The organism is Hymenobacter sublimis (assembly GCF_023101345.1).
In the GTDB taxonomy this organism is placed as follows: Bacteria; Bacteroidota; Bacteroidia; order Cytophagales; family Hymenobacteraceae; genus Hymenobacter; species Hymenobacter sublimis.
In genome coordinates, this window is the sequence record NZ_CP095848.1 from 4,444,301 (window position 1) to 4,456,443 (window position 12,143).

Annotated in this window: 12 protein-coding genes; 9 read left to right on the plus strand and 3 right to left on the minus strand. The window is 58.0% G+C overall.

The features are described 5' to 3' along the window. Positions 1 to 128: 128 nt before the first annotated feature. Positions 129 to 1,418, plus strand: a complete 1,290-nt coding sequence (locus tag MWH26_RS18615) for a Glu/Leu/Phe/Val family dehydrogenase (RefSeq protein ID WP_244694377.1) — start codon at positions 129 to 131, stop codon at positions 1,416 to 1,418. A 268-nt stretch (positions 1,419 to 1,686) separates the two neighbouring features. Further along, the gene (locus MWH26_RS18620) at positions 1,687 to 2,367 is read left to right on the plus strand and encodes a phosphatidylserine decarboxylase family protein (RefSeq protein WP_244694378.1); all 681 of its coding nucleotides are present in this window, start codon (positions 1,687 to 1,689) and stop codon (positions 2,365 to 2,367) included. Positions 2,368 to 2,464: 97 nt separating this feature from the next. On the opposite strand, the gene MWH26_RS18625 is transcribed toward MWH26_RS18620, so the two are convergent. The 3 genes from MWH26_RS18625 to ribD all read right to left on the minus strand — a co-directional run bounded on the left by MWH26_RS18625 (position 2,465) and on the right by ribD (position 4,777). Beyond that, positions 2,465 to 3,016, minus strand: a complete 552-nt coding sequence (locus MWH26_RS18625) for a dihydrofolate reductase family protein (RefSeq protein WP_247975441.1) — start codon at positions 3,014 to 3,016, stop codon at positions 2,465 to 2,467. 102 nt (positions 3,017 to 3,118) lie between these two features. Next, positions 3,119 to 3,601 (minus strand): free L-methionine (R)-S-oxide reductase MsrC, encoded by a 483-nt coding sequence (msrC, locus tag MWH26_RS18630; RefSeq protein ID WP_247975442.1) that lies wholly within the window; start codon positions 3,599 to 3,601, stop codon positions 3,119 to 3,121. 135 nt (positions 3,602 to 3,736) lie between these two features. Then, on the minus strand, positions 3,737 to 4,777 hold the full coding sequence (gene ribD / locus MWH26_RS18635) for a bifunctional diaminohydroxyphosphoribosylaminopyrimidine deaminase/5-amino-6-(5-phosphoribosylamino)uracil reductase RibD (RefSeq protein WP_247975443.1): 1,041 nt from the start codon (positions 4,775 to 4,777) through the stop codon (positions 3,737 to 3,739). Positions 4,778 to 4,879: 102 nt separating this feature from the next. On the opposite strand from ribD, the gene prmC reads away from it, so the two are divergent. From prmC to rfbA, 7 genes are all read left to right on the plus strand, one after another. Further along, positions 4,880 to 5,743, plus strand: coding sequence for a peptide chain release factor N(5)-glutamine methyltransferase (gene prmC / locus MWH26_RS18640; RefSeq protein WP_247975444.1), 864 nt, complete (start codon positions 4,880 to 4,882; stop codon positions 5,741 to 5,743). A 96-nt stretch (positions 5,744 to 5,839) separates the two neighbouring features. After that, the gene (locus MWH26_RS18645; protein WP_311136876.1) at positions 5,840 to 6,472 is read left to right on the plus strand and encodes an acyltransferase; all 633 of its coding nucleotides are present in this window, start codon (positions 5,840 to 5,842) and stop codon (positions 6,470 to 6,472) included. A gap of 75 nt (positions 6,473 to 6,547) precedes the next feature. Then, positions 6,548 to 7,843: a nucleotide sugar dehydrogenase gene (locus MWH26_RS18650; RefSeq protein WP_247975445.1), complete on the plus strand. Its 1,296-nt coding sequence runs from the start codon at positions 6,548 to 6,550 to the stop codon at positions 7,841 to 7,843. A 93-nt stretch (positions 7,844 to 7,936) separates the two neighbouring features. After that, a complete protein-coding gene (gene galE, locus MWH26_RS18655; protein ID WP_244694382.1) occupies positions 7,937 to 8,965 on the plus strand; it encodes a UDP-glucose 4-epimerase GalE in 1,029 nt (342 codons plus the stop codon). 84 nt (positions 8,966 to 9,049) lie between these two features. Continuing rightward, a complete protein-coding gene (rfbB, locus tag MWH26_RS18660) occupies positions 9,050 to 10,105 on the plus strand; it encodes a dTDP-glucose 4,6-dehydratase (RefSeq protein ID WP_244694383.1) in 1,056 nt (351 codons plus the stop codon). A gap of 82 nt (positions 10,106 to 10,187) precedes the next feature. Then, on the plus strand, positions 10,188 to 11,195 hold the full coding sequence (locus MWH26_RS18665) for an SDR family oxidoreductase (protein WP_247975446.1): 1,008 nt from the start codon (positions 10,188 to 10,190) through the stop codon (positions 11,193 to 11,195). 48 nt (positions 11,196 to 11,243) lie between these two features. Continuing rightward, a complete protein-coding gene (rfbA, locus tag MWH26_RS18670) occupies positions 11,244 to 12,122 on the plus strand; it encodes a glucose-1-phosphate thymidylyltransferase RfbA (protein WP_244694385.1) in 879 nt (292 codons plus the stop codon). Positions 12,123 to 12,143: the final 21 nt, after the last annotated feature.

Consider the following 12,143-nt stretch of genomic DNA (forward strand, 5'->3'; position numbering starts at 1 on the left):
ACGCGCGCTACCTGCCGTATGGCATAAACCTACTACCTTTGACCACCCAATTTTCTCGTGCGCGACTTCGGCTCCCACCGCTTGAGTCGCCTACTTTTTAATCTCACCCACCCCAACCCCAACCCCGTATGGCTGCCACCACGGTGTACAAAGAGCCGGCTCCCCGCGTCGATGCCGAAAATCCCCTGGAATCTATGATGTCGCGTTTCAACGTGGCCACGGAAATCCTCGGGCTCGATGATGAAACCTACAACGTCCTGAAAGCGCCCGACAAGCAAATCATCGTGCACATTCCCGTGACGATGGACAACGGCAAGGTGCGCGTATTCGAAGGCTACCGCGTGGTGCACAATACCATTCTGGGCCCCTCGAAAGGCGGTATTCGCTACGATAAGAACGTGCACCTCGACGAGGTGAAGGCCCTGGCCGCCTGGATGACCTGGAAGTGCGCCGTGGTGGATATTCCCTACGGTGGAGCCAAGGGCGGTATCATCTGCGACCCGACCACCATGAGCGCCGGCGAAATTGAGCGCCTCACCCGCGGCTACACCCTGGCCATGAAGGACGTGTTCGGCCCCGACCGTGACATTCCGGCTCCCGACATGGGCACCGGCCCCCGCGAAATGGCCTGGCTCATGGACGAGTTCAGCAAAACGGTGGGCGCTACCTCCCCGGCCGTAGTTACGGGCAAGCCCCTGGTAATGGGTGGCTCCTTGGGCCGCACCGAGGCTACCGGCCGCGGCGTAATGGTATCGGCCCTGGCCGCCATGAAAAAGCTGGACATGAACCCCGCGCAGACTTCGGCGGCGGTACAAGGCTTCGGCAACGTAGGCTCCTGGGCCGCTAAGTTGCTCAGCGAGCAGGGTGTGAAAATTAAGTGCATCTCCGACGTAAGCGGTGCTTACTGGAACGAGAACGGCATCAACATCGACGAGGCCGTGGCGTACAAAAACGTGCACAAAGGCCGCCTCGATGGCTTCACCGGCGCTACCCTCATGGACAACGCCGATGATTTGCTAACCTCCGAGGTAGACCTGCTCGTGCCGGCCGCCGTGGAAGACGTAATTACCGAGCACAACGCCCACGCCATCAAGGCCAAGCTGATTGTAGAGGGTGCCAACGGCCCTACGGCTGCTTCCGCTGACCCCATCATCAATGAAAAAGGCATCATGGTAGTACCCGACATCCTGGCCAACTCGGGCGGGGTAACGGTTTCTTACTTTGAGTGGGTGCAGAACCGCCAGGGCTTCAAGTGGAGCGAGGACATGGTGACTGAGCGCGCCGACCGCATCATGAATGAGGCCTTCGAGAAAGTGTACGCCACCTCTCAGAAGTACAACATTCCGATGCGCATTGCCGCCTACGTGGTGGCCATCGACAAAGTAGCCCAGACCTACAAGTTCCGCGGCGGCTTCTAGCCGTGCAATGGTTGGATGAGGAATTCGTGAGCTTATCGGGCTAGCAAAGCTGACTCGCTGGTACGACAAACGCACTAATTCACTATCTCACCATTTCGCCACGTATATTTGCTTTCCGATAGCCCGGGCCTCACGGCTCGGGCTATCTTTGTAAGCCGAGGACCGGTTGTTTTCCCACTCCGGGCAACTTTCGTTGCCGCCTTTCCCGTTAGCTTGTATTGACGCCTCTGGCAGGAAGTTCTGCTCATCCGGCGCTAATCAGTGATATATGAAGATCCACAAAGAAGGACGACGTATTCTGTTCTTTACGCTGCTGGCCCTGTTGGCCGCCAACCTGCTGCTGTTCCGCTACAACGCCGAAAACGACGGCTTTAACAAAGTTTTCGCGGGTATTTCCGTTATCGTCTTCCTGACGCTGCTGCAGTTCTTCCGGAGCCCAGCCCGGCGCCTATTTACCCACGAAGACTTGGTAATTGCTCCCGCCGACGGTAAAGTGGTAGTTATCGAAAACGTGCATGAGCCGGAGTACTTCGACGACCAGCGCAAGCAGATCAGCATCTTCATGTCGCCGATTAACGTGCACATCACCCGCAACCCTATTTCGGGCATTGTGCGCTACTTCAAGTACCATCCCGGTAACTACTTGGTGGCCTGGCACCCTAAGAGCAGCACCAAAAACGAGCGCACGACGGTGGTAGTGGAGTCGGAGGCGGGCCCGTTTGTACTGTTCCGCCAGATTGCCGGAGCCATGGCCCGCCGCATTGTGTGGTACGTGAACGAGGGCGACGAGGTAAGCCAGGGCGAAGAGTTCGGCTTTATCAAGTTCGGCTCCCGCGTGGATATTTTCGTGCCCGTGGACACGGAGGTAAAGGTGCAGATTGGGGAAAAAGTAAAAGGTGGCCAAACCATTATTGCCCAACTCAAAACCGACGCACCCAGCCTGTTTTAAACAGAAAAATAAAGTTAAAAAACTGAGCCCCCGTTACTAGGTAGCGGGGGCTCAGTTTTTTGTGGAAATGAAGATAGGGCTGGTGTAGAACGGCTTGCTAGCTCTCTACCTGACTTTTCACGAGACCCGGCAGCAGGTAGTGCAGCAGGGTGGTGCCATCGGGCCAGGTTTGGGTGCGTTGCAGGGTAAGAACGCGCGGCCGGGGTTGTTCCCGCCACAGCGGAATGCCTGAGCCCAGCAGTTGGGGTACAATGAACAGCATCAGCTCGTCAATCAGGCCGGCGGCCAGCAGCGGGGAAGCCAAGGTGCTGCCCCCAATCAGCCAGATAGTGTTGCCGGGCTGTTGCTTGAGCTGGGTGACAAACTGGGTAGGGTCTTCTGTCACGAAGTGCACCGAGGCGTGGGCCGGCTCCGCGGGCGGGCGGTGGGTGAACACGTAGTTGGTGAGGGTGGGGTAGGGCCATTCGCCAAACGAAAGCACCTGCTCGTACGTGGCCCGGCCCAGCAGCGTGGCGTCGGCGGTAGCCAGGAAGTTGGCGTACCCGTAATCCTCGCCTGGGGGTGGCGTGGGCAGCCACTCAACGGATCCGTCAGGGGAGGCAATGTAGCCATCGAGGCTAGTGGCAATGTATAATACTACTTTACGCATGGGTGGGGGTGGAGTGGGGTTGTGCGGAGTAAGTTAAGCCGCCAAGCGCGGTAGATCAGCACCAGCCAGCGGATTATCCTATTTTTCGCCGCCCCTCGCTCGCTAAAACCACTCCGCCACTACCGTCATCAGCTGCTCCAGGGCCTGCTGGTCGTCCTGGTCGAAATCGTTTAGCTGGTCGCTGTCCACATCCAATACGGCCACTACCTGTCCATTTTTAAGCACAGGCACAACAATTTCAGATTTTGAATCGGAGCTGCAGGCGATATGGCCGGGAAACTGCTCCACGTCGGGCACGAGTAGGGTAGCGGCCTGCGCCCAGCTGGCACCGCACACGCCCTTGCCGTGCCGGATGCGGGTGCAGGCAATCGGACCCTGAAACGGGCCCAGCACCAACTCCTGGCCTTGCACCAGGTAGAAACCCACCCAAAAAAAGCCAAATGCCTGCCGCAGCGCCGCCGCCGTGTTGGCCAGGTTAGCTACCCGGTCGGGCTCGCCGGTAGTAAGGGCTACAATTTGGGGGAGAAGCTGACGGTATTGTTCCGCCTTGCTGACGGTAGTATCGAGGTGAAGTTCTTCAGCCATAAGGAAGGAAAAGAGAAAAACGTAAAAAGCACTTCGGAGCGACTACGCTCCGATGCAGGCAGTAAACAACACAAAGGTAGCGGTAGTAGCCGGGGTGGGTTTATTGGTTGCTAACAGCACCGTTCTGCTCACCGTTTAGCGCTGGTAAATAAACACTTCGTCCGGCCCCAGCGTCAGCTGTTCCCGCAGGCCGGTTAGTCCGATGCGCGGGGCCGCTACCCCCCCACCCAGCCGCCGGGGGCTGCGGATTACCCGGACCTCGTCCCACAAGCCATCCTTGAGTAGGGAGTTAAGCACCGTTGGTCCGCCTTCCACCAATACCGACTGTACACCTTGCTGGTACAAGTGGTGCAAAATCTGCGGAAACAGGTCTTCGGCTTCCGAAAGTGTCACGTAGGTCAGGTTGGGTTGGGATGCCCGTTCCCGGTACGTAAACACGACGGTAGGCTGGCTACCATCGAAGAGGTGATGGGTAGGCGGCAGGCTCAGGTTCTTGTCGATGACTAGCCGGATGGGATTGGGACCGGGCCACTCGCGGGCGTTCAGGCGGGGGTTGTCGTGCAGGGCCGTGCGGGTGCCCACCAGAATAGCGTGTTCCTCGGTTCGCCACTGGTGCACGGCCACCCGGGCCAGCTCGCCGCTGATGGCCACGGGCTGAAAGTACGGGCCGGCCAGGTAGCCATCAGCGGTTTCGGCCCACTTCAGCACCACATAAGGCCGTTGCTGCTCCTGAAACGTGAAGAAGCGCCGGTTCAGGGCCCTCCCTTCGGCTTCCAGCACGCCCGTTTCTACCTGAATCCCAGCATCCCGCAGCTTCTGGATGCCCCGGCCCGCCACCAGTGGGTTTGGGTCGAGGTTACAGATAACAACTTCCCCTACCTGCTTTTCAATGAGCAAATCGGCGCAGGGTGGAGTTTTGCCGAAGTGGGAGCAGGGCTCCAGGGTGACGTACACCCGGCTTTGGGGCAGGAGTTGCGAGTCCGTGACGGCAGCCACGGCGTTGACTTCGGCGTGGGGTCCACCATATTGCCGGTGCCAGCCCTCGCCTATAATGCGGCCCTGGTGCGTAATAACGCAGCCTACCAGTGGGTTAGGCCGGGTGTGGCCGGTGCCGAGACGGGCCAGGTCCAGGGCGCGGCGCATGAATAGCTCATCGGAAGAAGTAGGGGTAGGCATGGGCGGGAAGGTAGGCGAGAGGTCAGGCGGTGAAGATACGGGCCCGCGCGAAACCACCACCTACCCGCCGTGCTGGCCGCAAATCCCGCGTACTTTTGCCTTATGCTTACGCCCACGCTTCGCCAGCTTACGGCCCGCCTTGCCACTGATCTTACCGCTATTTATCCGGCCCCGGAGGCCGAAGCCATAGCCGGGCAGGTGCTGGAACACTTGTTGGGCCTTTCGCCCCTGCAGCGCCGCGTGCAGGCCACCGAGCCGGTGCCGGCCGATAAGCTAGCCGCCCTAGAGCCCCTGCAGGCCCGCCTGCTGCGTCACGAGCCCCTACAATACGTGCTGGGCGTGGCCTACTTTGCCGGACTGGAGCTAGAAGTAACGCCCGCTACCCTCATTCCACGGCCCGAGACGGAGGAATTGGTGGCTTTAATTGTGCAGGAGCAAGGTCACCGCGCGGGCCTGCGCGTGCTGGACGTGGGCACCGGCTCGGGCTGCATCCCGCTAGCCCTGGCCCAGCAGCTCCTAACGCCTCACCTGACTGCTCTTGACATCTCAGCCGAAGCGCTGGTCGTGGCCCGGCGCAACGCCACTACCTACGGCGTAGCCATCGACTTTCAGCAGGTAGATATTCTGCGGGAGCGGCCGGTGCTAAAGGCACCGCTGGACGTGCTGGTCAGCAACCCACCCTACGTGCTGGAACAGGAGCGGCCCCTGATGCGGCCCAACGTGCTGCAGTACGAACCAGCCACGGCCCTGTTTGTGCCCGACCATGATCCGCTGCTGTTCTACCGGCGCATTGCGGAACTAGGCCGCGAGTTACTGGCCGCTGGCGGCGTCCTGTACTTCGAAATAAACGAGCAATTTGCCCCCGAAACCGTGGCCATGCTGCAGGGTCTGGGCTACCAAGAAGCCGAACCCCGCCTCGATTTATTTGGCAAAGCCCGACTGGTACGAGCTACCTGGCTAGGGTAGGCGGCTGCCCGCCGGATTAGATTACGAAGGCAATCAGCCGGCATTCAGGCGGAAGTGTGGCATTAAATTCTTATCACACTTCCAAAACCCCTACCTTTGCCGGCTGAAATTCTGCTCATCAATTCCTTCGGCATGCCCGACGCTTCTGGTTACTATGCGCACCCTACTGCCGCCCTCGACGAGGGCTGCCGTATTGGTGCCGGGTGCCGGATCTGGCATTTTTGCCACGTAAGCGCCGGCGCGGAATTGGGGCCGGAGTGTTCCTTAGGTCAGAATGTATTTGTGGCCGAAGGCGTAACGCTGGGCCGCAACGTGAAAGTCCAGAACAATGTAAGTCTGTACGCCGGCGTAGAGTGCGCCGACGACGTGTTCATTGGTCCTTCCGTAGTATTTACCAACGTGCTCAACCCACGCGCTGCGGTGCCGCGCCGGGGCCCCGGCCATTACCAGCCTACCCGCCTAGCCCAGGGAGTCAGCATTGGAGCCAACAGCACCATAGTGTGTGGGGTTATCCTCGGCGAATATGCATTTGTGGGCGCAGGCTCCGTGGTCACCCGCAACGTACCAGCCTACGCCCTAGTGTACGGCAATCCGGCCCGCTTGCGCGGCTGGATGAGCGCCCGGGGCCACCGCCTAACCTTCGACGAAGCCGGTCGCGCTACCTGTCCGGAGGGCCAGGAGCAGTACCAGCTAACCGATGGCCGCGTTTCCCGTATCAGCCCCGGCTAGCCGGCGGTAAGTTTCAGTTTTCCGGCTTTCACCAAGCCCCGATCCTAAGTCTTCAAGTTCCTAAGTTCCGCTATCGTGTACGAGCAACTTCTCCAGAAAAAGGCCAAGCTGGCCGTCATCGGCCTTGGTTACGTAGGCCTGCCTATCGCCCTCGAATTCGCCCGCAAAATCCAAGTCATTGGCTTTGATATCAACGCCAAGCGGGTCGAGATGATGCGCAACAACATTGACCCGAGCGGGGAGTTGGAGGCCAAGGATTTCGAAGGCTGTGACATTGAGTTTACCGACTCGCTGGACGTGCTGCGCGAGGCTACGTTTTACATTGTGGCCGTACCTACGCCCATTGATGAGCACGTCCAACCCGATTTGAAGCCCTTGCTCGGCGCTTCGTCCTCGGTAGGCAAAGTGTTGAAGAAAGGCGACTACGTGGTATTTGAAAGCACCGTGTACCCGGGCTGCACCGAGGAGGACTGCATTCCGGTGATGGAGCAGCTTTCGGGCCTGAAGTTCCCCCAGGATTTCAAGGTAGGCTACTCGCCCGAGCGCATCAACCCCGGCGACAAAGAGCACACCCTCTCCAGCATCGTGAAGGTAGTAGCCGGCTGCGACGCCGAGTCACTGGAGGAAATTGCCAAAACCTACGAGCTAGTGGTGCAGGCCGGCGTGCACCGTGCCAGCAGCATTAAAGTAGCCGAGGCCGCCAAAATCATCGAAAACACCCAGCGCGACGTGAACATTGCGTTGATGAATGAGTTGTCGATGATTTTTGACCGCATGAGCATCAACACCTACGAGGTGCTGGAGGCTGCTGGCACCAAGTGGAACTTCCTGAAGTTTTCGCCCGGTCTGGTGGGCGGCCACTGCATTGGCGTTGACCCGTACTACTTGACCTACAAGGCGAAGGAGCTGGGTTACGACGCGAAGGTGATTCTGTCGGGCCGCACGACCAACGACAACATGGGAGCCTACATTGCGCGCAAGACCGTGCAGACCATGATTAAGCAGGGCAAGGACGTCTCTAAGAGCCGGGTGCTGGTGATGGGCGCTACCTTTAAGGAGAACGTGGAAGATATTCGTAACTCCAAGGTAGCCGACGTCATTCAGGAGCTGAAAAACTTCAGCGTAAACGTGGACATCGTGGACCCTCACGCCGATTCCGACGAGCTGCAGCACGAGTACGGCTTCCGGCTGACGCCCGAAAGTGAGGTGCGTAACGACTACGACGGCATCATTGTAGCGGTAAGCCACCAGCCTTACACCCAACTTGACGAGGCTTACTTCAAAAGCATTACCAACCAGCCCGCCGTAGTAATTGACATCAAAGGCTTGTTCCGCGGTAAAATTCAGGATTTGGCCTACTGGAGCCTGTAATTAATAGTGAACTTGTGAAGTGGTGAGTTTGCTGATTCGTTATCTGCACAGCAACTCGCCATTTCACTACTTCGCCACTTCACAATTTGACAGATGGAAAGAACCAAAATCCTCGTAACAGGTGGCGCTGGCTATATTGGCTCGCACGCAGTGGTTGAGTTGTACGAAGCTGGTTTTCAGCCCGTCATCATCGATAACTTCAGCAATTCTCAGCAGTCGGCTTTGGCTGGCGTGGAGGAGATTCTGGGCGTGAAAATTCCCTTTCACGGCATCGACTGCAACGACATAGAGGCCATGCGAGCCGTCTTTGCCGAAGAAGGTAGCCTCAAGGGCGTTATCCACTTCGCCGCCTACAAAGCCGTGGGCGAATCGATACAGAAGCCGCTGGAATACTACCAGAACAACGTGGGCTCCCTGCTGACTTTGCTGCAAGTGATGCGCGAGTTTGGGGTAGCTTCTTTGGTTTTCTCTTCCTCTTGCACCGTGTACGGCGTGCCTGATGCTCTGCCCGTAACCGAGCAGACACCGACCAAAAAGGCTAACTCACCTTACGGGGCTACCAAGCAGATGTGCGAGGATATTCTGCGCGACGTAGCCGCGGCGCCCGCTGGCGGGCTACGCACCATTCTGCTGCGTTACTTCAATCCCATTGGGGCCCATGCTTCGGCCAAAATTGGGGAGCTACCCCTGGGTGTTCCGCAGAACCTGATTCCGTACGTTACTCAAACGGCGGCCGGCATCCGGGAGAAGCTCACGATTCACGGTAATACCTACGACACGCCCGACGGCACCAACATCCGCGACTACGTGCACGTGGTGGACCTGGCCAAGGCGCACGTGGTAGCCGTGCAGCGTCTGCTCGATGGTACTGGCGACACCGTGGAAACCTTTAACGTGGGTACCGGCCGGGGCAACTCGGTGCTGGAAGTAGTGCAGGCTTTCGAGCGCGCTACCGGCCAGAAGCTGAACTATACCATCGGTCCGCCCCGCCCCGGCGACGTGCCCGCCATCTACGCCGACGTAACCAAATCGGTGCAGAAGCTTGGTTTCCAGACCAGTTCTACCTTGGAAGAAGCCCTAGCCAGTGCCTGGAAGTGGCAGCTTTCTTTAGCTAATGGCTGATAGCAGTTAGCTCTTCGCTTTTTGCGTTACGCATCATCTAAAAAAGGCTAGTAGCTGTCAGCTACTAGCCAATAGCTCAATAACATGAAGATTATCATCACCGGCGGGGCCGGCTTCATTGGGTCGCACGTGGTGCGCCTGTTCGTGACGAAGTATCCGGAGTATCAGATTCTGAACCTGGATGCCCTGACCTACGCTGGCAACCTGGAAAACCTGCGCGACATTGAATCGGCACCTAACTACCGGCTGGTGAAGGGTGACATTACGGATCAGGCCTTCGTGGACCACTTGTTTGCTACCGAGGAGCCAGATGCCGTGATTCACTTGGCGGCCGAGTCGCACGTGGACCGTAGCATTACCGATCCGCTGGCATTTGTGAAAACCAACGTGCTGGGTACGGTACACCTGCTGAACGCGGCCAAAAATCTGTGGAAGCCCCTGGGCTACGAAGGCAAAGTCTTCTACCACGTGTCAACTGATGAAGTGTACGGCTCCCTGGATTTCGGCCCGGACATGTTCACGGAGGATACGCCCTACGACCCCCGTTCGCCTTATTCGGCGTCGAAAGCCTCGTCGGACCACTTTGTGCGGGCCTGGCATCATACTTACCATATGCCCGTGAAGCTGAGCAACTGCTCCAACAACTACGGGCCCAACCACTTCCCCGAGAAGCTGATTCCGCTGGCCATTCACCGCATCCAGCACGGCCAGCCGGTGCCCGTGTATGGCAAGGGCGAAAACGTGCGCGACTGGCTGTTCGTGAAAGACCACGCTACCGCCATTGACGCCGTTTTTCACAAAGGTAAAGTAGGCGAAACCTACAACATCGGGGGCGTGAACGAGTGGGCCAACCTAGAGCTGATTCACTTGCTGTGCGATACGCTGGACGAGAAAACCGGCAAGGAGAAAGGCACCTCGCGCAAGCTTATCACCTTCGTGACGGACCGCGCGGGCCACGACCTGCGCTACGCCATTGATTCCAGCAAAATCATGAATGAGCTGGGCTGGAAACCCTCCGTAACCTTCGAACAAGGGCTTTCCCAGACGGTGGACTGGTACCTGGAAAACCAGGCGTGGCTTAATAACGTGACGAGCGGCGCCTACCAAACGTACTACCAGCAACAGTACGCCGCGCGCTAAAAGAGAAAGGGAGAAGGGCTTTAGCTCGGTTCACTACCCCTCATTCTGCCTTTCTCACTCCCCATTTCTTACCTAACACGACGTGTATAACACTCCTTTTCACGACCAGCCGCTTGATAACCTGGCCTTCTTGGTAACCGGTGGGGCCGGCTTTATCGGCTCCAATCTGGTGGAATATCTGCTGAAGTACGGCGCCAAAGAAGTACGCGTGCTGGATAACTTCTCGAATGGCTTCCGCAAGAATGTAGCCTTATTCGAAGGTAATCCGGCTCTGCGCGTGATTGAAGGCGACATCCGGGACCGGCAGACCTGCATTGATGCCTGCCAAGGCATTGACGTGGTGCTCCACCAGGCGGCTCTAGGTTCCGTGCCTCGCTCCATCAATGACCCCATTACCAGTAATGATGTGAACGTAGGTGGGTTTGTGAATATGTTGGTGGGCGCTAAGGAAGCGGGTGTGAAGCGCTTCGTATACGCGGCCTCGTCCTCGACCTACGGTGACCATAAGGCCCTGCCCAAAGTTGAGGACCGCATTGGCAAGCCCCTCTCGCCCTACGCCGTGACCAAATATGCCAATGAGCTTTACGCCGACGTGTTTGGCAAAACCTACGGCATGGAAATTATTGGGCTGCGCTACTTCAATATTTTCGGCCCGCGCCAAGATCCTAATGGGGCGTATGCAGCCGTTATTCCGCTCTTTATTGATGCCGTGCTGGAAGGCCATCCGCCCCGCATGAACGGCGACGGGGGCCAGACCCGCGACTTCACCTTCGTGGAAAACTGCGTGCAAGCCAACATCAAGGCGGCGCTGGTGCAGAACCCGGAGGCCGTGAATCAGGTGTACAACGTGGCCGTGGCCGACCGTACCTCGCTCAACGACCTGTTCAACATTCTAAAGGAAGAAGCCGGCTCCGACATTACCCCCGAGTACGGCCCTGACCGTGCCGGCGACATCCGCGACTCCTTGGCCGACATCAGTAAGGCCAACAACCTGCTCAACTACCAGCCTCAGATTCGTATTCGAGAAGGCCTGCAAAAAACCCTGGAATGGTTTAAAACCCATCAGGAGTTTATTGCCGAGCGAAACTAACTACTTACTCAACAGCGCAGTCAGCGCCCCAGACATACCGCCCTCCCCATGAAAGGTATTATCCTCGCCGGCGGCTCCGGCACCCGGTTGCACCCGCTTACCCTGGCCGTGAGCAAGCAGCTCATGCCCGTCTACGACAAGCCGATGATTTATTATCCCTTGTCGATTTTGATGATGGCCGGCATCAAGGATATTCTCATCATCACGACGCCCCACGACCAAGAGCAGTTTCGTAAGCTCCTCGGCGACGGCCAGAACCTGGGTTGCAACTTCCAATACGTGGTGCAGGAAGTACCTAACGGGCTGGCCCAGGCCTTTGTGCTCGGCGCTGACTTTATCGGTGACGATAAGGTAGCCCTAGTGCTCGGCGACAATATCTTCCACGGTGAAGGCATGGAGGAGTTGCTCAAAGCCAATAACAGCCCCGACGGCGGCGTGGTATATGCCTACCACGTGCACGACCCGGAGCGGTATGGGGTAGTAGAGTTTGACCAGAATAACAAAGCCCTCAGCATTGAGGAGAAGCCCAAGCAGCCCAAGAGCAACTACGCCGTGCCAGGCCTCTACTTCTACGATAACGAGGTAGTGGAAATTGCCCGCAACCTAAAGCCCAGCGCCCGCGGCGAGTACGAAATCACCGACGTAAACCAGGAATACCTGCGCCGGGGCAAGTTGAAAGTGGGCATCTTGGGCCGGGGCACGGCCTGGCTGGATACCGGTACTTTCGAGAGCCTGATGCAAGCCGGTGAGTTTGTGCGGGTAATTGAACAGCGGCAAGGCCTGAAGGTTGGCTCTATTGAAGAAGTAGCGTACCGTCAGGGTTTTATCGACGCCGACCAATTGCGCAAAATTGCCGAGCCCCTGCGCAAAAGCGGCTACGGCGACTACCTCATGCACCTGCCCGAACAACTGGTAGTGAAAGGCTAGCGCAGTAACTGACTCGCAAAC

What these genes read in the sequence shown, in the direction of transcription:
- msrC (WP_247975442.1), bottom strand. Translation starts at nt 3,601, where the DNA reads ATGGCTGAAGAACTTCACCTCGATACTACCGTCAGCAAGGCGGAACAA.
- ribD (WP_247975443.1), bottom strand. Translation starts at nt 4,777, where the DNA reads ATGCCTACCCCTACTTCTTCCGATGAGCTATTCATGCGCCGCGCCCTG.
- MWH26_RS18625 (WP_247975441.1), bottom strand. Translation starts at nt 3,016, where the DNA reads ATGCGTAAAGTAGTATTATACATTGCCACTAGCCTCGATGGCTACATT.
- rfbA (WP_244694385.1), top strand. Translation starts at nt 11,244, where the DNA reads ATGAAAGGTATTATCCTCGCCGGCGGCTCCGGCACCCGGTTGCACCCG.
- prmC (WP_247975444.1), top strand. Translation starts at nt 4,880, where the DNA reads ATGCTTACGCCCACGCTTCGCCAGCTTACGGCCCGCCTTGCCACTGAT.
- MWH26_RS18615 (WP_244694377.1), top strand. Translation starts at nt 129, where the DNA reads ATGGCTGCCACCACGGTGTACAAAGAGCCGGCTCCCCGCGTCGATGCC.
- rfbB (WP_244694383.1), top strand. Translation starts at nt 9,050, where the DNA reads ATGAAGATTATCATCACCGGCGGGGCCGGCTTCATTGGGTCGCACGTG.
- MWH26_RS18620 (WP_244694378.1), top strand. Translation starts at nt 1,687, where the DNA reads ATGAAGATCCACAAAGAAGGACGACGTATTCTGTTCTTTACGCTGCTG.
- galE (WP_244694382.1), top strand. Translation starts at nt 7,937, where the DNA reads ATGGAAAGAACCAAAATCCTCGTAACAGGTGGCGCTGGCTATATTGGC.